The sequence below is a fragment of the Marinobacter sp. LQ44 genome, from assembly GCF_001447155.2.
In the GTDB taxonomy this organism is placed as follows: domain Bacteria; phylum Pseudomonadota; class Gammaproteobacteria; order Pseudomonadales; family Oleiphilaceae; genus Marinobacter.
Genome location: NZ_CP014754.1, coordinates 2028358 through 2048326, shown reverse-complemented (window position 1 = coordinate 2048326; position 19969 = coordinate 2028358). Strand labels below are relative to the sequence as shown.

21 protein-coding genes are annotated in these 19969 nt (G+C 58.5%); 12 read left to right on the top strand and 9 right to left on the bottom strand.

Translation table 11 applies throughout. The features are described from left to right. Window positions 1–19: 19 nt before the first annotated feature. The 5 genes from ASQ50_RS09560 to ASQ50_RS20480 form a co-directional block, all read right to left on the bottom strand. Window positions 20–781, bottom strand: a complete 762-nt coding sequence (locus tag ASQ50_RS09560; RefSeq protein WP_058093027.1) for a hypothetical protein — start codon at window positions 779–781, stop codon at window positions 20–22. Beyond that, window positions 771–1697, bottom strand: coding sequence for a metal ABC transporter solute-binding protein, Zn/Mn family (locus tag ASQ50_RS09555; protein WP_058093053.1), 927 nt, complete (start codon window positions 1695–1697; stop codon window positions 771–773). Before ASQ50_RS09555 ends, ASQ50_RS09560 begins: the two co-directional genes overlap by 11 nt. Next, window positions 1687–2802, bottom strand: a complete 1116-nt coding sequence (locus tag ASQ50_RS09550; RefSeq protein WP_082888468.1) for a hypothetical protein — start codon at window positions 2800–2802, stop codon at window positions 1687–1689. Before ASQ50_RS09550 ends, ASQ50_RS09555 begins: the two co-directional genes overlap by 11 nt. 84 nt (window positions 2803–2886) lie before the next feature. Next, window positions 2887–4185 carry a hypothetical protein gene (locus tag ASQ50_RS09545; RefSeq protein WP_227513293.1) on the bottom strand — a complete coding sequence of 433 codons (1299 nt, stop codon included), beginning with the start codon at window positions 4183–4185 and terminating at the stop codon, window positions 2887–2889. Window positions 4186–4230: 45 nt separating this feature from the next. Beyond that, window positions 4231–4869 (bottom strand): DUF1826 domain-containing protein, encoded by a 639-nt coding sequence (locus tag ASQ50_RS20480; protein WP_076657198.1) that lies wholly within the window; start codon window positions 4867–4869, stop codon window positions 4231–4233. Window positions 4870–5104: 235 nt separating this feature from the next. On the opposite strand from ASQ50_RS20480, the gene ASQ50_RS09535 reads away from it, so the two are divergent. Then, a complete protein-coding gene (locus ASQ50_RS09535; protein ID WP_227513292.1) occupies window positions 5105–5941 on the top strand; it encodes a substrate-binding periplasmic protein in 837 nt (278 codons plus the stop codon). Here ASQ50_RS09535 and ASQ50_RS09530 read toward each other — a convergent pair. Further along, complete coding sequence (locus tag ASQ50_RS09530; protein WP_058093025.1) at window positions 5936–6895, bottom strand: GGDEF domain-containing protein; 960 nt, start codon at window positions 6893–6895, stop codon at window positions 5936–5938. The two genes, ASQ50_RS09535 and ASQ50_RS09530, sit on opposite strands and share 6 nt — an antisense overlap. A 165-nt stretch (window positions 6896–7060) precedes the next feature. On the opposite strand from ASQ50_RS09530, the gene ASQ50_RS09525 reads away from it, so the two are divergent. Both ASQ50_RS09525 and ASQ50_RS09520 read left to right on the top strand, forming a co-directional pair. After that, a complete protein-coding gene (locus ASQ50_RS09525) occupies window positions 7061–7735 on the top strand; it encodes a hypothetical protein (protein ID WP_058093024.1) in 675 nt (224 codons plus the stop codon). Between the two features lie 69 nt (window positions 7736–7804). Further along, window positions 7805–8269, top strand: coding sequence for a YchJ family protein (locus tag ASQ50_RS09520; RefSeq protein WP_227513291.1), 465 nt, complete (start codon window positions 7805–7807; stop codon window positions 8267–8269). Here ASQ50_RS09520 and ASQ50_RS09515 read toward each other — a convergent pair whose 3' ends face one another. After that, on the bottom strand, window positions 8270–8650 hold the full coding sequence (locus ASQ50_RS09515) for a rhodanese-like domain-containing protein (RefSeq protein WP_058093022.1): 381 nt from the start codon (window positions 8648–8650) through the stop codon (window positions 8270–8272). A gap of 103 nt (window positions 8651–8753) precedes the next feature. On the opposite strand from ASQ50_RS09515, the gene rarD reads away from it, so the two are divergent. Further along, a complete protein-coding gene (gene rarD / locus ASQ50_RS09510; protein WP_058093021.1) occupies window positions 8754–9650 on the top strand; it encodes an EamA family transporter RarD in 897 nt (298 codons plus the stop codon). After that, window positions 9647–9880, top strand: coding sequence for a DUF3565 domain-containing protein (locus ASQ50_RS09505; RefSeq protein ID WP_058093020.1), 234 nt, complete (start codon window positions 9647–9649; stop codon window positions 9878–9880). The genes rarD and ASQ50_RS09505 overlap by 4 nt, the downstream gene beginning before the upstream one ends. On the opposite strand, the gene ASQ50_RS09500 is transcribed toward ASQ50_RS09505, so the two are convergent. After that, complete coding sequence (locus ASQ50_RS09500; RefSeq protein WP_058093019.1) at window positions 9859–10740, bottom strand: LysR family transcriptional regulator; 882 nt, start codon at window positions 10738–10740, stop codon at window positions 9859–9861. The genes ASQ50_RS09505 and ASQ50_RS09500 overlap by 22 nt on opposite strands. Before the next feature lie 93 nt (window positions 10741–10833). Here ASQ50_RS09500 and ASQ50_RS09495 point away from each other — a divergent pair, with 93 nt between their 5' ends. Further along, entirely contained in the window at window positions 10834–11607 is a 774-nt protein-coding gene (locus tag ASQ50_RS09495; protein WP_058093018.1) for a cation diffusion facilitator family transporter, read from the top strand. A gap of 16 nt (window positions 11608–11623) precedes the next feature. Here the strand turns inward: ASQ50_RS09495 and ASQ50_RS09490 are convergent, their stop codons facing one another. After that, the gene (locus ASQ50_RS09490; protein ID WP_058093017.1) at window positions 11624–12973 is read right to left on the bottom strand and encodes a CHAD domain-containing protein; all 1350 of its coding nucleotides are present in this window, start codon (window positions 12971–12973) and stop codon (window positions 11624–11626) included. A gap of 233 nt (window positions 12974–13206) precedes the next feature. Between ASQ50_RS09490 and ASQ50_RS09485 the strand changes: the two genes are divergently transcribed. From ASQ50_RS09485 to ASQ50_RS09460, 6 genes are all read left to right on the top strand, one after another. After that, window positions 13207–14883, top strand: a complete 1677-nt coding sequence (locus ASQ50_RS09485; protein ID WP_058093016.1) for a methyl-accepting chemotaxis protein — start codon at window positions 13207–13209, stop codon at window positions 14881–14883. Window positions 14884–14999: 116 nt separating this feature from the next. Beyond that, window positions 15000–16064 carry a TRAP transporter substrate-binding protein gene (locus tag ASQ50_RS09480; RefSeq protein WP_058093049.1) on the top strand — a complete coding sequence of 355 codons (1065 nt, stop codon included), beginning with the start codon at window positions 15000–15002 and terminating at the stop codon, window positions 16062–16064. Between the two features lie 130 nt (window positions 16065–16194). Then, a complete protein-coding gene (gene potA / locus ASQ50_RS09475; RefSeq protein WP_058093015.1) occupies window positions 16195–17316 on the top strand; it encodes a spermidine/putrescine ABC transporter ATP-binding protein PotA in 1122 nt (373 codons plus the stop codon). Continuing rightward, a complete protein-coding gene (gene potB, locus ASQ50_RS09470; protein ID WP_058093014.1) occupies window positions 17309–18166 on the top strand; it encodes a spermidine/putrescine ABC transporter permease PotB in 858 nt (285 codons plus the stop codon). The genes potA and potB overlap by 8 nt, the downstream gene beginning before the upstream one ends. Beyond that, window positions 18163–18933, top strand: a complete 771-nt coding sequence (gene potC / locus ASQ50_RS09465; protein WP_058093013.1) for a spermidine/putrescine ABC transporter permease PotC — start codon at window positions 18163–18165, stop codon at window positions 18931–18933. The genes potB and potC overlap by 4 nt, the downstream gene beginning before the upstream one ends. After that, window positions 18930–19967 (top strand): extracellular solute-binding protein, encoded by a 1038-nt coding sequence (locus ASQ50_RS09460; protein WP_058093012.1) that lies wholly within the window; start codon window positions 18930–18932, stop codon window positions 19965–19967. The genes potC and ASQ50_RS09460 overlap by 4 nt, the downstream gene beginning before the upstream one ends. Window positions 19968–19969 lie beyond the last annotated feature (2 nt).

Here is a 19969-nt window from a genome sequence, read left to right as displayed (position 1 = left end):
ATTTACCACCCGCTGACCATCATAACGAATGCCGCGCAGTGGGCGGGCGCGCCAGCACCGCCACACTGGCACAGGTGGCCATGGCAGCGATAACCAAGGTTGGCCCGGTTGGCAGATCCTGCCAGGCCGAGATCAGAAGCCCCAGACTGTGGCCCGCCAGGCACGTCAGTATGGCGAAGACAATGCTGGTGCCACGCAGGTGTATCAGTAGCAGTGGGGCGGCAATCAATGAGGTGAACACCACGTAGATGCCGGCCAGGTCGACCGTCAGGGTGATGGCGATAGCGAACATTGGCAGGAACAGCCAGCCCCTGTAACTCTGTGGCAGGACGCACTGCCAGGCAAGCACGGCCAGTGCCAGCAGAACCATCGGGCCCAGCACCGTGGGTGTGGTCCAGAGCAGATCGCCGTTAAGGGTATGGGCAAGCCGCTGTGCGCCGTGGGGGTCCTGGCTTACCAGCAAGGTGGCCAGGCAGGCGCCCAGTGCGTAGAGCAGGCCAATCATGGCTTCACGGTGACGGGTCAGATACCGTAAAACCAGGCTGACCAAGGCAACGGCCAGCAGGGCAAGGGCCAGGCTCCCGGAGAGGCTCAGGGCAGCGCCACCGGCGGGTAACACGGTACCGACCAGTAAAATGCCCAGAGCCGCCCACTGGGCGATCGCCAGATCCGCAAATACCATACCCCGCTCAAGTACCCGGTTGCCCAGAGGCACCAGGGCGATTGCAGTCAGCGTGCTGGCAGTGAATGCCGGCCACATCCAGCCCCACTCATTCCACATTCGTTGGCTCTTGATGATTCAACAGTGTGTCGACGATCAGGTTGATAACCTGCTCCAGAGTCTCTTCACCCGGTTGGCCGGTGACGGTGCCAGGCAGCACTATCGCCGGTACGCCGGATTGTGACGATAACCACCGGGCCGGACGATCATCCTGATAGGAGGCCACCATAATCACGCTGGCGCGAGCCAGGTCCGGGGTAGCCAGCACGTTCCGCAGGTGCGCGCTGCCGGGTGGTAACCCGGGTTTCGGCTCCAGGTCGGCAATGACCTCGATGCCCAGCCAACGCAGCAGGTAATCGAAGGTGGAGTGCTGGGTAACCACACCGGTCCCGGCCAGTTGCCGGGCGGCATGGCGCCAGGACTGGCGGTGCTGGTTCCACTCTCCCCGCCACCGAATGTACCTCACTTGAATCTGTGCTTGCTGATCGGGGGCCAGGGCAGTCAGTCGTTCGGCGAGGGCACTGGCAACCAGGGGAATGGCGTCCGGAGACAGATGCAGATGCGGGTCGCCCTCTGGGTGGACATCCCCCATGCTGCGGTCAACGTGCTCATGACTCTGATGCAGCGGCGCATGGTCGGCGGCAAAGAACAGCCCATCGCTACCGGGCTGGATCTTGCGATTGGCCGCCCTTGAGATCAGCGAAGGCAGCCAGCCGGCTTCCAGCGACGCACCCGTGCACACGGCCAGGTCGGCTTTACGCATGGCGGCAATCAGGCTGGGTCTGGCCTCAATGTAGTGCGGGTCTTGCCAGGCGGTGGTCGCGGTGGTGATGGTTGCATCCGGCAGCAACGCCGAGACCAGGCTGGCCCACTCTGGTTCGCAGGCGAACACATTCAGACTGGCGCTGGCCGGCACGCTGGCAAACGCCAGCAGCCAGCCAAACACCCATGCCAGGCGGTTGGGCTTAGAAATCATGGGCACCATGAGCTCCGAAGGTCATCACGTACTGCAGGGTGACGGTGTTGTCGGCGTCATCGAAACCGTGAGCACTCTGGTGCGTGTATTGCAGACGCAGAGTCGAGAAGTGGGATCGGGACCAGGCCAGCATCACATCGGTTTCTTTCAGTTGCTGATCGTGGAAGTGGTCACCATGGGCTTCCTTGAGATCCACCCGGCCATAGCGGGCTCCGACAGACCACTGTGGGGTAAAGCGGTAGACAGCGGAGGTATACCAGCCCTGGTGGTAATCTGAGGAGCGGGCATGTTCGTTCAGTTCGTCCGCGTACAGGTATTCGCCGCTGAGCGTCAGCTGTTGCTGGCGGGTGTTGCCATCAGGCGACCATTTCCAGACCAGGTCGGCGATGTAGAGGTTCTCGCCGGTGTAGGCGGCGGCATGGCTGTGGTCGTGATCACCGTGGTCATGGTCATGATCGTGATCGCCGTCATGGTCACCATGAACCTGGCGGTTGTTCAGATAGGACAGCCCGGCCTGCCAGCTTTGTGATACGCCGATGTCGCCACCGAAACGGGTGTTGACGGTGTACACACCAATGTCTTCGTCACCTTCCGTCAGGCGATTACCGTTGAAAGCTTCCGCCCCGATCTGCCAGAAAAACGGTGTCGGCATCAACAGGTTGACCCGCAGGCCGTCGTCGAAGTAGTGGCTGCCCAGAAGAGCCCGGTAGGCGGCGGGGCGTTCGACAAAGTTGTCTTCATGCATATGACGACTGTTCAGATAGCCGACCTGGGACAGGAATCGGCCGCCCCGAACACTCAGGTTCCAGGGCATGCCGGTGGTCTGCAGGTAGGCTTCTTCCAGTGCCACTTCGGTCTCGCCATGATGCTCCTCCAGGACTGCGGTCAGGCGGCCTGCGAACAGGTCATCGATTGGGGCAGACAATGACAGCTCGGTGTGTCCAAGGCCAAAACCCTCGTCCCGGTGGGACAGCGCGGTGGCGTTCTGTTTGTAATAACCATCCAGAACCACGCTGATGTCTGGGTTCATTTCATTAGCATGGGCCGACGCAAATGGCATCAGCATGGTGGAGAACAGGCCGGCTTGAAGGCGGGTAAAACGCATGTTGAATCCTCGTACTGCTTGCATAGGAAATGGAGTCGGCGCCGGCGATGCGTTAAGCAGCCGGCGCTGTGTCATCGGTGTTGGTTAGTGAGCGTGATCGTGGTCGTGATCATCCATCAGGCCAAGCCAGACCATGCTGGCGGCCTGGAAGTCCAGGGCGATGGTCCTTAGAACCTCCCGCTCATGGGTGTCGATTTCGATGATGGACTGACCGTCCGGTGTCAGTGCAAACAGACGGTCTTCGCTGGCCGACTCGGTGAACGCAACTTGGTCGCCCTCTGCCAGGGGTTCCATAACGTCCAGGGTGGCAGCCAGCAGCCAGCCGTCGGCCGGGTCGAACAACCGAAGCTTGCCGTCATTACCGAACACGTAGAAGGTTTCGCCGTGACCATCAAAGCCCTGGGCAACGCGAGTGACGCCTTCGCCCAGAGTCAGCTCCAGATAGGGCTCGGCATCTTCCGGGTTGATGACGAAAAGCTGGTTTCCGGCAACACCGACCAGGGCGTCGACGTCATGATGAGCAACCAGGGTGCCAATGCGACTGCCGTCGATCAGGGTTGGTGGGTTATCCAGTTTTTCCGCGGGGAAGGTATCGTCTTCCAGATCGATCACCAGCACACCATCGGAGCAGCCGAAGGCCAGGGCGTGGTGATTGGCTGCCGCGCCATGCAGGCGTGGGCATTGTTCAGCGTAGAGGTGTTCGTGGGTGAAACTGCCACCGTCCAGCTGGTACCGCTCAACGTCCGCCGGCAGGGTCGTATCGGTAATCGATGAATCACGACGGGTGACGAACAGGCGATCCCCTACCATCTTGGCAACGCCATGCATGTTGTTGTCGCGGCCGAGAGATGCGACCTCACGGTTACTTTCCAGGGAGTGGTCGGAGAAGACTGTCACCTTGGCGTTGGCCGCGCTGGCTGAACCGTCGTAGAACACCACGCCATACTCCTCGCCGAGGGAATAGTGGGTGGGCCGGTGATCGTTCAGCGTTAGGCTCAGCATGGATGGCGTTTCCGCGTAATCGTGCATGTGGTCGCCGTGGTCTTCGGTATAGAGTCCGCTGTCAATAAAGGACACCAGGTCATTTCCGCGCTGCAAGACTACCCCATACCGTGCGTTGGGTGATCGATACAGGCGGGGTGCTTCGCCGTCCAGGGGAAATTGCTCAAGTACGCTTCCGTCATCCAGGTTCATCACCTTGATCTGCGAGCCGGTGCTGTCATATATGGCCAGGCGCCCGGCGGTATCGATCTCTGTGTGGTCGTGACTGTCACCGGAGCTGCTGCCACCGCATCCAGAAAGCATGAGTGCTGTGGCTGCCACAAAGGATGGGATGATCAGCCTTGCTGAGACCGGCTTTTGCGTGGGGGGTGCTAGTTTCATGGGATTCTCACTCCTTTGTTCATGTTATAACGTTTCATTTTTGGTTCACGATGAAAGCCAATCGAGGCCAACAATCAGTCTTGGGCTTCCATCCGGCTGCGGTGAACGATGCACCAATCCCCGGCCCTCATTGCCTTCCCACGCCTCGCCCTTCAGAAGGGCGACGGCGGCTGTGGGTATCGTTTGAATCTGATCAGAAGGAACAGTTTGCTCTGGCAGAGGGCCTTCACCAGCAGGACGGGTAACAAGGGGTTCGGGTAGCCACTCGGTTCCTGGCCCGCGGTAAGTGCAAAGCAGCCGCACCGGTACCCGATCCACATGAAATCTGGGGCACATAGTGTCAGCCAGAACATGTATGCGAAGACCTATCGCTTCAGGCTCAAACAGGCACTGATACATCTCTGCCAGCTCGTCGACATCGGCAATCCAGTGGTTGGAACCTTCGATATCAAGAGCCCACCCGGGCAATGCAGTGGCCGCACTTTGCCCACGTTCGAGGCTGACGAAACGTTCAAGGTTCCCCGCGCGGCTACAGAATTCATTTACGAATGCGGCCCAGTGGTTGTTCCGGGGTCTCTGCCAGACGGCCAGGTTAACGTTGTCACGGAGTATTTCCGCAAGGCACTGTACATTTTTCCCGTGGACACTTAAGGAGTGTTCGAGGTTATGAGGGTGTTGTGTCATCGCTGGAACCTCTTGGTCTGGCGAGAGAAGCCGAATCCGGGCTGACAATGTTATGTTATAACATATGAATTGTGAAGGGCTGACATGAATTGGCGAAACGGGTTTGAGGAAGTTGACCGGGGTTTGAGAGATATCAAGTTTTCAGCCTGCCGGTCGGCAGGATCGGTGATACACTCAATTTAGTTCATTTTATCAACCAGTTTGCAGCGGCTGCTTTCTCGCATCAGGAGACTGTGTGTCAATCAAAGTGACGATTGGTGGGGCCATGACAAGGCTCGTGCTTGCCTGCTTGATGATGGTGTTGGTAAGCCATCACGGGGTCGCGGCCGGAGAGTCTGAAAGGTTCGTATGCACCACACTCTTGGCCAGTGGTAACCCTCAGTACCCACCTCTGCTTTGGCGTTCAGACCGGTCGCCCGGGGAGCTGGTTGGCGCTATACCAGCATTTTTGCGGGAGCTGACAGAGCCGCTCGGAGTTAAAGTTGAGGTTCGGGACAAGGGTTCCTGGGCCAGGGTGCAGCATCTTGCAAAGCTGGGTGATCTTGATCTCGTGGCCGGCGCTTTCATGACATCGGAGCGCATTGGTTATATGGATTATGTGTTGCCGCCGATGACTCACTTGCCCACCAACGTCTGGGTGCCAAAGGACCGGCCTTTTGAGTATCGCCATTGGCCGGACTTGCTGATGAAGCGGGGCAGCACCCTGATCAACAACAGTTTTGGTCAGCGTTTCGATCAGTACGCAAAAGCAAACCTGATGATCGAAGGGGTGCGCACGATTGAACAGTCATTCCTGATGGCCAGGGCGGGCCGAGTTGACTATGTGTTGTACGAACAACTTCAGGGGCAGGTGAAACTCCAGAGGCTCGGGCTTGCCGGCGATTTTATTGCACTGGACCCACCGATTTCGAGGGAGGGGCTGTTCTTTGCGTTTCCGAAAGGCTCACCGTGCAATTCAGAATCCTTCAGGGAAGCCTTTATGGAACGGCTTTCGCACCTGACGGTGAACAGAAGATTGCCCGCGCTTATCGAGGAATATACGGCCCGGTACGTTGGCAATCAGGATTTATAACGGTGCATCGAGGTTGACCTGACAACGTCCAAGCTCTTTCGAGCGATAGAGTGCCCGGTCTGCTCTGTGTAGCAGGTCTTCCAGGCGCTGGTCTTGCCGCCCCAGACGGGTAATCCCAAAACTCGCGCTGATCTGGATTGCATGGTTCCGATAATCCACTGTGAGGCTGGTCAGCGCACTCAGAAGTCGGTGAGCGGTATCCAGAGCTTCCTGCTCCGTGGTTTCCGGGAGCAGGAGTGCGAATTCTTCGCCGCCCATCCTGGCAAGGATGTCATAGTCGCGGATGTTCTCACCAAGCGTTGAAGATACCTTGCGAAGCACCTCATCGCCCGCCTCGTGACCGTGGGTGTCGTTGACTTGCTTGAAATGGTCGAGGTCCATCATGATCAGTGCCATCGGGGACTGTTGTCGCAGGGCGCGGCTGAGTAGTTGATTGCCAAACTCAAAGAACGCCCGGCGATTCCTGAGCCTGGTCAGTTCATCCTCGAACGCGGCGGCCCGAGCCCGCTCGTGGGCTTCGTGTAACGCCAGCTCCATGTTCTTTCGTTCAGTTATGTCAGTTGCAATCTCCAGCCTCGCCAGCCGACCATCTGTCCACTGAATAGCCTGGTCCCGGCATTGGTACCAGCGTTGGTCGAGCTGATTCTGGAACTCCCAGACATGAGGTGCGTTGGCGGTGCCGTCATCGGCGACAAGTAGGTCATTCGTGCAGAAAGAGCAAGGGCCGTCGCTGTCTTGCAGCGCCTGCCAGCATTTGCGGCCGTCTATGCTGCCCCAGATGCGGCGGCCGTAGGCGTTCATGTAAAGTAATTCGTGGGTCTCGAAGTCAGACACATAAACCAGGGCATCGAGATTGTCGAGCACGGCCTGCAGGCCCTCGGCGGAGGTACTGGTGTCCGGAACCGGTTTTTCCGGCTGGGCGGGTAGGTTGATGGTTGGTATCCCGGATCTCATTGGTACTTTTGTCTTCGCTTGATTTTTCGCCAATGTGTTGCCGAGTATGGCGTTTTTGGCCGTCGCCTGCACCTGGAATCTGTCTTATTCTTGGGTTTGTGCCTACGTTTGCCATCCGACTTCGGATGGTGTTCGTCAGAGAAAAAACGTTTCAGGAGCAACGGTATGGGGCATCGATCTTTGCCACTATGGTGGTTGGCGTTTGCAGCGGCACTGATTCCCTTGCTGACGATCCACCTGACCTTTGCCGTGTCGGTAATAGAAGGGTATGTGTCGTGGTGTGTGCCGTATTGGGACAGCTGCACCAGTATCAGCCGCACAGGGCGCCACGGTACCGCTTATTTCATTTTTAAGGGGACCATGCTGCCGGCAGCGCTGCTGGGGATTCTGTTCTGGTGGCTGAACGGTCTCTGGTTGCGCCAGCTTGGTGTTCAGGCTCGGCGCGTTGCCTGGATTCCATGGCTCGGGTTGGTTGCCTGTGCTGCCCTTGCCTTTTATACCCTGGCGCTGGGCCATGCGGGGGACGGCTTTAACCTGACTCGCCGTATTGGCGTTGTTCTGTACTTCTCATTCACCTATCTGTGCCAGTTGCTGATCAGTGCCTGCCTGATGAATCATCCCAGGTGGTATACCTCTGGCCTGCGCTTGTTGCGCCTTTGCCAGCTGACGCTGGCGGTGGGCATTCTCTCGGTGATTCTGACCGCAGTGGTGCCGGACTGGTACAGCCAGAAAGACGATGCCTTTGAGTGGGTGCTGGCGCTGCTGATCAACCTGCACGCGCTCTGGCTGGCGTTGCTTTGGCGGCGCAGCGGGTTTCGCGCCAGGCTGTGGGCGGATTGACGGCCGGCGGGACAGGCTGGGGCCAGCTTGCTAGACTGCCGGCAAAATGGATCTTCTGAGCCCGCCACCATGACCACGACGACATCGCCAGGTCTTTGCCCCTGCTGCAGCGGCAAGGCCTACCGTGACTGCTGCCAACCCTGGCATTCCGGGCAGCTGGCGCCCACCCCCGAGGCGCTGATGCGCTCTCGCTATGCTGCGTTCGTGCTGCGCAATCCGGACTACCTGCTGGCCACCTGGCATCCGGACACCCGGCCCGGGGAGCTTGAGCTGGAACACTCTCCGGACTGGGCATCGTTACGGATTCTGGATGCCAGTGAGCAGGGCTCCCGTGGGCGCGTTCATTTCCTTGCGGTCTACCGGGCTGGAACCGGTTGGGGCTATCTGGAGGAAGTTTCTGACTTTGCACGGGTGGATGGCCGCTGGTTCTACGTGGCTGGCGAAACGGGCGAGGGTGCCCTCAAGCCCGGCCGCAACGAACCTTGCCCGTGCGGCAGCGGGAGAAAGTATAAAGCCTGTTGCCTGAAGCGGTGATCACTCGAAGTCGGGCAGTTCCGGTTTCACCACGGGTTTGCCTGCTTCTGCCCAGGCATCAAAGCCGCCTTCGATAGACAGCACGTTAAGGTAGCCCATTTCCTTCAGGGACCTGGCGCTGAGCGCCGCGCGGCCGGAGTTCTTGCAGTAGAGCACAATCTTCATCTGCCGGTCGTCGAAGGCAGGATCGTTGCTGAACTTGAACTCCAGCAAACCCCGGGAAACATTGACCGCACCGGGTAGGTGGCCGGCCCGGTACTCCTCGCCATCACGGACATCCAGAAGTAGATCGGCTTTTTGAATCGCTGTGTCGGCATCGGCCAGTGGCACTTCCTGGATTTCTTGCTTTGCAGCGGCAACCAAATCGTGTGCAGTTTTCATGTTCACTCCTCGGCAAATCAGACAATGGTGTCAGGTTAAGACAATTCACGGGTTCCCGTCACCCATGCTGTGATAGATTGTGTCGATCAGTGATGAGGAACCTATGCAATCGACATCTCCGGTTAACCGGGAAAACACCAAAGGTGTTGTGTTCGGCCTTGCTGCATACACGATGTGGGGCAGCTTTCCCCTGTACTTCGCGTTGTTCAAGGGTATTCCCGCCTGGGAAGTGTTGATTCACCGGGTGATCTGGTCGTGCCTGTTTCTTGCGATTGTTATTTCCCTGCTAAAACGTTGGTCTGCGGTTACGGCAGCATTGAAACAGCCGAAACGGCTCGGGTTTGTGCTCGGTTGCGCGGTGTTTATTGCCCTTAACTGGGGCGTCTACATTTATGCCGTGGAAACCCGGCACGTGCTGCAGGCCAGCCTGGGGTACTTCCTTACCCCGCTGGTGAATGTGGCCATGGGGCTGCTGATTCTGGGGGAGCGGATTTCACGCTTGCAAGTGGTTGCGGTGACCCTTGCGGCAGTGGCGATTCTGTACCAGTTTGTTCTGCTGGGTGAGCTGCCCTGGATTACCCTGGTGCTGGCGTTCAGCTTTGGCACCTACGGGTTGATGCGAAAGAAGGTCGAGCTGGATGGGCTGTCTGGCCTGTTTGTGGAAACTCTGCTGTTGCTGCCGCTGGGGCTGGTGACGCTGGCCTGGCTGTCATTGGCGGGTTTGTCTCACTTTGGCGGCACCAGTTACAGTACCTTGCTGCTGCTCTCCAGCGGTGCGGTTACTGCCATTCCCCTGCTGGCCTTCGCTGGCGCGGCGCGAAGGCTGAAACTCTCCACCGTGGGCTTTCTGATGTACATCAACCCCACCATCCAGTTCCTGATTGCGCTGTTTTTGTTTCACGAGCCCCTGAGCACCGCAAAACTGGTGAGCTTTGGCATGATCTGGGTGGCGCTGGGGATCTATTCCTGGTCGGCCTGGGATCAAAGGGGGAGATCGTGAAACAGCGCATCACCGGCTATCACCAAGACGACGAAAACCATTGGGTGGCGCAGCTGGCCTGCGGGCATAACCAGCATGTGCGCCATGATCCGCCCTGGGTGAACCGCCCATGGGTTGTTACCCCGGAAGGGCGGCAGGCCATGCTGGGAGTTGAGCTGGACTGCAAGAAGTGCGACGAGGGTGCTCCGGCCGATGAGCAGCCAGGCCCTCAGGCCATCGTCTCCAGATAGGCTTCCAGTTCGTCGGCCAGCCAGCCTACCACGGCGCCGCCCTGGGCTTGTTCTGATTCCAGGGCGCTGAAGACCTTCCACCAGCGCGCGCTGCGGTGGTGGATGGTTTTCAGTTGTTCTCTCCGCAGTGCCTCAGCAATTAACGGTAACGGCAGGTCCGCCCAGCCGGCGCCGTCCATCACCGCATCCCGGATCAGCTCGTACTGGGTAAACGCCAGGTAGTTGGCGGTTTCCGGCGAGTCTGCCACCAGCACTGAATCCTGCATGTAGGCGATGGTGATTTCGGTGTGGCTGATCAGATCGTCCTGGGTTACCCGTTTCAGTTGGCTAAGTGGATGCTCGGGCGCAGCGACGGTCAGCATGCGCACGTCCGCCAGCTCGCGGAACCATTGGTAGCCCTCATTCATCAATTCCGGCATCAGGCCGTAGGCGACATCCACCGACTGGTTGCGGACCAGAGAGGGCAGCTCTCGCGGAGGGGCAAGATAAATCGACAGGCTGGTTTGCGGAAACCGCTGTTTCAGGCGGCGCAGGATGTCTCGCCACACGTCCTCGGGAATGGCATCGTCCCGGGCGATGCGCAAGACCGATTCGGCGCCGCTCAGGTGGTGCTGGCAGCGGGCCTGTATCTGGCCGGCGACCTGATCAAAGCGCCGACAGTCGGTGAGAATGGACTGGCCGATAGAGGTCAAATGCAGCTGGTTGCCGCTGCGTTCAAACAACTCAACCCCCAGCTCGTCCTCCAGCGAGGCCAGCACGGTGCTGACCGTCGTCCGGCTGCGGTTCAGCTCGCGGGCGGCCGCGGCAACGCTGCCGTTCCGGACCACGGATAGAAAGGTTTTAATCTGGGAAGTTTTCATGCTTATCTCATTGCGCCGGATTTTCCGTCGCTCAGCGACTCACGCCTTCGTGATGATGCCGATAATATGGCCGGCAATTCTCAGGAGGTCAAAATGTTTACTTCTCTGGCGCGGGAAAATATGGCGCTGACATTATCTGCGGCCGGTGCGGGCTTGTTTGCTGTCGTCGGTATCGGCTGGGGGCTTTGGGTTGATTCCCTGGTCATTCTTTTCGATGGCGCCTATTCACTGATCAGTCTGGCGCTGTCCCTGCTTTCTCTCTATGCCGCTCGCCTGGTGCGTCGGCCGGCAACAGAAGATTATCCGTTTGGTTTGGGTGCGGTGGAGCCGCTGGTGATTGCGGTGAAAGGCCTGGTTATTGCCCTGGTGTGTGTGCTTTCGCTGGCCTCGGCGGTGGTTTCGCTGCTGCAGGGTGGCCGTGCGGTGGCCGCCGACATGGCCATGGTGTTTGGTGCGGTGAACGTGGTGGGTTGCCTGGCCGTGTGGGTGTATCTGCGCTGGTCCAGCTTCCAGAACGACTCTGGCCTGGTCAGGGCCGAGCAGAGGCAGTGGCTGATGGACAGTGCCCTGAGTGCTGCTGTGATGATCGGTTTTGCCGCCGCCTGGATGCTGGAGAAAAGTCAGTGGTCAGAGCTGGCAGTATACGCAGACCCTGTGATGATGCTGGTGATCTCGGTGTATTTCATGACCGTGCCGGTGAAGATGATTCTGGAGTCAGTGCGTGAGTTGCTGCTGGCGGCACCCTCGGAAGAGGCCATGGACGATATCCAGGAAACCCTGGAAGACCTTGGCTTGAATCCGGGCCAGGTGAGAGTGGCGAAGCTGGGCCCCAACCTGCTCCTGGAAGCTCGTATGGTCAGAATCTGAATCTGATGTTCTGGCATCAGCCAGCTTTCAGCCCGCCGATGGACAGAATCAGTCTGCGGGTGTCGTCCTTTTTGATGATCAGGTGGTCCAGCAGTGCCTGAAGTGCGCCGTTTGGATCCTCCGGGTAGTTTGAAGCAAACCGTTTGACCAGCTCAATCTGGACATGCAGATCCTGGAACCGGCCATAGAGATCCTGGCGCTGTCGCAGGGTCTTAAGGGCGGATTTCCAGCTGTCGATGTCCAGTTCCATCAGGTAGCGGATGCGCTTCAGGAGTTTGCGCAGATTGTGGATGTCCTCATCTGGCGAGTCGTGCAGCAGTTCTGCGGTTTTCCGGTTGAACATTCGTAGCCGGTGGTCAACGCTTTTTTGAATGTCCCTGGTACTGAGTTTGTCGATCAGTTTGCGGAATTGCCGTGACTGAAGCTCGTCTTCCCAGCTGTGCAGGCTCTGCCGGTAACGTTTGCTTGCAAGCCGTTTCGCCAGTTTTTTCTGTTCCTTGTCCACCCGCGCGCAGACCCATTGCTCCAGTGCCTTCAGGAGTTCTGGCTGGTCACTGCATAGCTGCGGCAGATCCTGGCTGAATACGTGCAGGTCCCGCAGGTTGCTGGTGGCCTGGGCGTGTCGTTTCAGATGGGAAATGTGGCTCTTCAGTGATTTGTTTCCGGTTACCTCGGCCAGGGATTCGGCCACGGCGCGGCTGCGACGAAGGGCAATGCGATACTGGTGGAGAAACTCATCGTCCAGGCCGAGCATCACCCCCCGGTGTAACTGGGCAAGACTCTCGGCCTGCCCCAAAAGCACTGACGGAGTGTCTTTGACCGTCGCTTTGCCGGCGTTCTTGTGCCGTTTCTGATTCTTGCGATTGAACGCCTCGAAACTGAAATCCACCGGGGTCAGGAAGGTTTCAAGCCGCCCCTCCCGTTTGCCGAGCTTGCGCCAGTGTTTGATCGGTAGCCGGATGTGAATAAAACTGGCCGTGGGAAGTTCGAATGGCGCCTGTGGCACCAGGCTGGCTGCCAGTTCCAGAAGCGCCGGGTTATGCCCGACAATGGCCAGTGTCTGCACCTGATCGCCGCAGGTCTGCAGCCACTGTAATAGACGGCGGTAGTCAAAAGTGTAGAGTTCCGGGTCAGTGTAAACCTGCACGTCAGAAGGTGAGTCGGGAAAGATGCCCTTCAGTGTTTGCTGGGCGCGCAGGGCAGGACTTACGTGAATTTCTCCAGTCATGGCCCCATAACGCCGCAGTGCCCGCCCCAGTGGCGCCAGTTGTTCCTCGCCTCTGGGATTGAGCGGGCGGTCCTTGTCGCTGAGGTTGTCGCTATCCCAGCTGGACTTGGCATGGCGGATGAGAAAAAGGTGTTTCACGGTGAGCTCTCCCCGGCACGGCTGACATGAAACTTTAGTCTGACACAAGCTCAAGTCGTTTACATGACGGCCGATACCCGAACTACCTGAAAGGCTTGATACAAATGGCCTGGCAATAAAGTCGACATGTTTGTACCTAAGTATTGGTATACAGGCGTTAACAAACTGGAACAGCATTGTGCGTGGCACTGTGGATAATCCCGAGGCCTGAGCAGACAATCCGGAGCAGAACCATGACCTTTATGAGCAACCTGACCATCCGAGCCCGCCTGTTGATTGGCGTACTTGTGCCGGTTCTGATTACGGCGGGCACCATTGCCTGGATCACCGGCAGCCAGATCCAGGCAAAAGGAGAAGCCCAGTTGGAACGCCTGGGGGAAGAGCTTCTGGATGCCCGTAAGGAAGGCCTGAAGAACCTCGTGGAAACGGCCCGGGCAGTGGTCATGGATGCCAAGAACAACTCTGGGTTGTCTGATAGAGAAGCCCGCGAGGAAGCCCGCAAACGGCTGCGCTCCATCACATTCGGGAAGGATAACTACGTTTTTGCCTACGCCCGTAATCTGGATAATCTCGCCTACGCTCCGGACCCTTCCCGCGAGGGCCCGACGACCAACCCCACGACACAGAAACTGGTTCGGGATCTGTTCTCCGCGGCGGGAACCGACGGCTTCTATGAGTACGACTGGCCAAACCCCGCCTCGGGCGAGGTAGAGCCGAAAGTGTCTTATTCAAGCATCATCCCGGGCTGGGACTGGATGATGGGTGCCGGTATCTACGTCACCGATATTGAGCGGGTATTGGTTGAGGCACGAAAGGAAATCGATTCGGCCATGGCGGCGGCCATGGGCTTTATCCTGTTGGTGACCTTCATTGTGGTTGCTGTGTCCCTGATCATCGGCCTGGTGATTGGCCGCACCGTGACAGCGCCACTGAACAAAGTCAGTAACATCATGCAGGAAATTGCCGATGGCGATGGCGATCTGCGCCAGCGTTTGCCGGAGGATGGCAAAGACGAGTTGGCGGAACTTGGCCGCCGGTTCAATCATTTTGTGGTCAAGATTCAGGATACTATTCGTGAAGTGGGCTCCACCACCGATCAGGTCGCCTCGGCCGCCGAAGAGCTGAGCCGTGTGGCCAACGAAACCCGGCAGTCGGTTCAGGAACAGGGCTCGGAAACAGACCAGATTGCGTCGGCGATCAACGAGATGGCAGCCACCATCCAGCAGATTTCCGGCAATGCCAATGAAGTGGAAAGCGCCGCTTCAGACGCCGACCGCATGGCCCGTGAGGGTGGTGAAACCATCACCAGCGCGCAAGGAGCCGTCAACCAGCTGTCAGAAGAAATGGAGAGCACGGCGGCCAGCATCAACGCCCTGGCGGAGAAGTCCAATGATATCCAGCAGGTTCTGGATGTGATCCATGCCGTCACCGAGCAGACTAACCTGCTGGCGCTGAACGCGGCCATCGAAGCGGCACGGGCGGGTGAGCACGGCCGTGGCTTCTCGGTGGTGGCGGACGAGGTTCGGCAGCTGGCCAAACGCTCTGCGGAATCCGCCGATCAGATTCGGGAAATGATTGATGGCTTTGTGGCCGAATCCAAGGCGTCTGTTGAACGGATGAATCATTCCCGCAAGAGTTCCGAAGCCACTGTCGAGCGCATCAATCACGCCACTGGTGCGCTGAACACCATTGTGACGTCGGTGACCCAGATCCATGATCAGGTAACCCAGATTGCCACGGCCGCGGAGCAGCAGAGCCAGGTGGCGGAAGAAATCAACCAGAACGTGGTGCGTATTGTGGATGCGGCCCAGCGCAGTGACACCGGTGTTACCCAGACCAATGAAGCCAGTCACGAGCTGGCGCGGCTGGGTGAAAACCTGCGCGAGCTGGTGAGCCAGTTCAAGGCCTGATACCGGCGAGGCCGGCCTGCCGCATTGGCGTGGCTGGCCTCCACGGTTATCATGGCTTTCCGTTATTTGTTCGTTTTACCCTCAAAGCAATAACAATGGAAGCCAACACCATGTCTATGCACAGAATCTTCGTGGCGGCCCTTACGATGGTTGCCCTGCTGACCAGCCCGTTTGCGGTGGCCGAGAAAACCTACACCATCCGCCTGGCTGAAACCTGGGGCCCGAACTCCAAAATCCTCGGTGAGACTCCCCGCAATATGGCCGCGATGGCAGAGCGGATGTCCAACGGCCGCCTGAAGTTCCGAATTGATTCCTCGAACAAGCACAAGGCGCCCTTCGGTATTTTTGACCTGGTGCGCAACGGCCAGTATGACATGGGCCACACTGCCTCGTACTACTACAAGGGCACCATCCCCAACGCCATGTACTTCACCACCATACCGTTTGGCATGATCACGCCGGAAATGTATGCCTGGTTCTACCACGATGATGGCATGGCGCTGATGCAGAAGGTTTACGAGCCCTATGGCCTGCTGTCGTTTCCGGGCGGTAATACCAGCAACCAGATGGGTGGTTGGTTTCGCAAGGAAATCAACTCCCTGGACGACCTCAAAGGCCTGAAGATGCGCACCCCGGGCTTTGCCGGAGAAGTGATGGCCGAGCTGGGTGTAGCGGTTACCAACCTGCCGCCAGGCGAGCTATACACCGCCCTGGAGCGGGGCACCATTGATGCTGTGGAATGGGTTGGCCCGGCGCTGGACTTCCAGATGGGCTTTCACCAGATCGCCAAGTACTACTATTCCGGGTGGCAGGAGCCCAATGCCGAGGTGCAGTTCCTGATCAACAAGAAAACCTGGGATTCGCTGCCGGCCGATCTTCAGGAAATCCTGCGGGTATCCATGCGCACCGCAGCCTATGACATGTACATCCAGAGCACCCACGAGAGTGGTGTCGCGTGGAGCCGCATGACCGAGGATTATCCGGACGTCACCCACAAAGTGTTCCCGCCGGAAGTCATCAACGCCCTGCGTGACACCACCAATCGTCTGCTGGATGAGTTCGCGGAGAAAGATGAACTGGCCCGTGAAATCATCACCTCCCAGCGCGACTACCTCAGCCAGGTGCGGCCCTGGACCAATATTTCGGACAAGGCCTATCTGGATAGCGTTGCAGATCAGTGAGCCGCATTTCGGCAAGCGTGCCGATGTGAGCTGAGATCAAGGGGAGTCGGGATTGCGGATTATCCCGACGCCCCTTTCTGTTTGCCCCTGTTTCTGGAAAAATAAGCCGCTCATTCTGTGGGCAGGGCCGATGAAACAGACACTGCTATCTCTGAGCAACCTCTCCAAGCAATTTGACGGCAAAACGGTACTGGATTCGCTGGATCTGGAGATCCTTGATGGCGAGTTCATTACCCTGTTGGGGCCGTCCGGTTGTGGCAAAACCACCCTGTTGCGGTTGATGGCCGGTTTTGAGCATCCGGATGACGGTACCATTCTGCTGGGTGGCCAGGACCTGACCCACACCCCGCCGGAGAAACGCCCGCTCAACACCGTGTTCCAGAACTACGCCCTGTTCCCCCATATGTCGGTGTTCGACAACGTGGCTTATGGCCTGAAAATGGAAAAGCGCCCGAAGGAAGAGATCCGTCAGCGGGTTGACGAAGCCCTGGCCATGGTCCAGTTGGAGGAGTTTGCCCGGCGCAAACCACACCAGCTTTCCGGAGGCCAACAGCAGCGGGTGGCTATTGCCCGAGCGGTGGTCAAACGGCCGAAGATGCTGCTGCTGGACGAGCCCCTGTCAGCCCTGGACTACAAACTGCGGCGTACCATGCAGGTGGAGCTTAAGCGCCTGCAGCGGGAACTCGGGATTACCTTCGTATTCGTGACCCACGACCAGGAAGAAGCCTTGTCCATGTCAGACCGGGTCGTGGTGCTCAAGGATGGCCTGATCCAGCAACTGGGCACTCCCAGGGAAGTCTACGAGCGGCCGGCCAACCTGTTCACCGCCCGGTTCGTGGGCGAGACCAATTTCTTCCCGGGCCGCATCGACAAAGCCAACGGCGATGACACCATTACCGTGGATGTGTTTGGCCTGAAACGCACCTTTCGCAAACCCGACTTCCCGGTGGCCGCCGGCCAGCCCCTGCACGTTCTGTTGCGCCCGGAGGACATCCGGGTTCTGGCGCCGGATGACGATGACGGTGTGGCCGGCAAGGTGGTGGAGCGGAACTACAAGGGCAGCACCCTGGATTCGGTTATTCACCTTGAGGACGGCACCGAGGTACTGGCGTCGGAATTCTTCGACGAAGACGATCCCACCTTTGACTACCGATTGGGTGAGCCGGTGAAGGTGAGCTGGGTAGATGGCTGGGAATGGCTGCTTCCCATGGAGAGCCCGGAAGCTGAAGCGGAAGCCAACCTGGATGAGTAGCGTCACGCAGCAGCCGTTTCGCACGGCGGTACTGGTGCTGGTCTGGGGCTGGCTGCTGTTCCTGGTACTGACCCCGAATCTGCTGGTGGTGGGCGCCAGCGTGATGACCCGGGACCCAGGCAGCTTTCTGTCCCTGCCTCTGAACCTGGACGCCTACCGGCAGTTGATGAACCCCCTGTACCTGGACGTGTTCCTGCACTCCCTGTACATGGCGGCCATGACCACCCTGATCTGCCTGCTGATCGGCTATCCTTTCGCCTGGGCGCTGACCAAGGTTGGCAAGCAGCGGCAAATGTTGCTGATATTCCTGCTGATCGTACCCTTCTGGACCAATTCACTGGTGCGCACCTATGCCCTGAAGCTGCTGCTGGCCACCAATGGCCTGCTGAATAACGCGCTGATGTCCCTGGGCATAATCGAAGAGCCCCTGCGGATGCTTTACACCGAGGGAGCCGTGATTGTCGGCTTGGTGTATTTGCTGCTGCCGTTCATGATCCTGCCGCTGTATGCGGTTTTTGATGACCTGAGGGACGATTTGCTTCGGGCGTCTCACGATCTTGGCGCCGGCCGCTTGGCGACCTTTGTTCATGTGATTGTGCCGCTTACCCTGCCCGGTGTGCTGGCGGGCGTTATGCTGGTGCTGTTGCCGGCCATGGGGCTGTTCTTTGTGCCGGATATTCTCGGCGGCTCCCGCAACTTGCTGGTGGGTAACGTCATCAAGAACCAGTTCCTGGATGCTCGTAACTGGCCCTTCGGCGCCGCCGCCAGCATCGTGTTGACCCTGGCCATGGCGTTTCTGATGTTTGCTCACCGCCTGAGTAAGCGGCGGATCGGGGAGGACGGTGTATGAGCCGCTGGTTGCCCCGCACCTACCTGACCCTGGTGTATGTTCTGCTGTACGTACCCATCATCGTGTTGGTGGTGTTTTCCTTCAACGATTCCCGTAGCGGTTACGAATGGGGTGGTCTTAGCCTGCGCTGGTATGAGGCGCTGTTCAATAACCGGGCCATGGTGCAGGCCATGTGGAACTCCCTGTGGCTGGCGTTGTCTGCCGCCACTGTGTCGACCATGATTGGTGCCCTCACCGCCCTGGCCCTTCATCGGTACCGGTTCCGGGGCAAGAAGCTGCTCAATGGCATGCTGTTTATCGTGATGATGTCGCCGGAGATCGTGCTGGCGATTTCACTGCTGGCGCTGTTCCTGTTAGTGGGCCTGAAACTGGGCTATGTGTCGTTGCTGCTGGCCCATGTCACCTTCTGTCTGCCGTTTGTGGTGATTACGGTCATGGCACGCCTGAGCGGCTTTGACGAACGCCTGCCGGAAGCCGCGCGGGATCTGGGTGCCAGCGATTTCACTATGACCCGCACGGTGCTGATCCCGGTGATCATGCCGGCTTTGGTGGCAGGCTGGCTGTTGGGGTTTACACTGTCACTGGACGATGTGGTCGTCAGTACCTTTGTCAGCGGCCCGAGTTATGAAATTCTGCCCCTGCGCATCTACTCCATGGTGCGGGTAGGGCTGAAGCCGGAAGTGAATGCATTGGGTACGCTGTTGCTGGTGTTCTCACTGTTCATGTTGATCTTGTCTCAATGGATATTGCTAAGGAGTAGACGATGAAGAAACTGGCACTGGCCGGTATGCTGGCCATAGGCCTGACCGGGTGTAGCTCTGAAGACCCGCAGGTGCTGAACCTGTACAACTGGTCCGAGTACATGCCCCAGGAAGTCCTGGACAGGTTCACCGAGGAAACCGGTATTCAGGTGGTTTACACCACCTACGACAGCAACGAAGCCATGTATGCCCGGCTGAAGTTGCTGGACGAGAGCGCTGCCTATGACCTGGCTGTGCCTTCCACCTATTACGTCAGCAAAATGCGCCAGGAAGACCTCCTGATGCCCATTGATCGCAGCAAGATTGAAGGCTTTGGTAACCTGGACGACGATCTGGTGAACCTGGATATTGATCCGGACAACCAGTACAGCATTCCCTATCTGTGGGGCACCACCGGCATTGCCGTGGACACTGATGACGTGGAGGGCGAGGTGACGGCCTGGGCAGATCTTTGGGACGAGCGCTTCCAGGGTAAAGTCATGCTCACCAACGACATGCGCGAAGTGTTCCACGTAGGCCTGCGGGTACTGGGTTATTCCGGTAACAGCACTGACCCGCAGGAAATCGAAGAAGCCTACGAAAAACTGGCGGAATTGATGCCGTCTGTGCGCACCTTCAACTCTGATGCGCCCCGCATGCCCTACCTGGAAGGCGAAGCCGACGTGGGCATGATCTGGAACGGCGAGGCGGTGATGGGTAAGGAAACCATGCCGAGCCTGGAATACGTGTACCCGGAGGAAGGCATCATTGCCTGGCTCGACAGCTTCGTGATCCCGAAGAATGCCCGTAACCCGGAAGCGGCCCACCAGTTCATCAGCTTTGTGTTGCAGCCGGAAATCGCAGCCCTGATCAGCGAAGACATTGGTTACGCGACGCCTAATCAGGCCGCGCTTGAGTTGCTGGATGAGTCCGTTGCTAACGACCGAGCTAGCTACCCGACCGATGCGGATATGGAGAATGCTGAATTCCAGGCGGATATCGGTGATGATGCTTTGCAGATCTACGCAAAGTTCTGGGAAATGCTGAAATCCGGCCGTTGAGG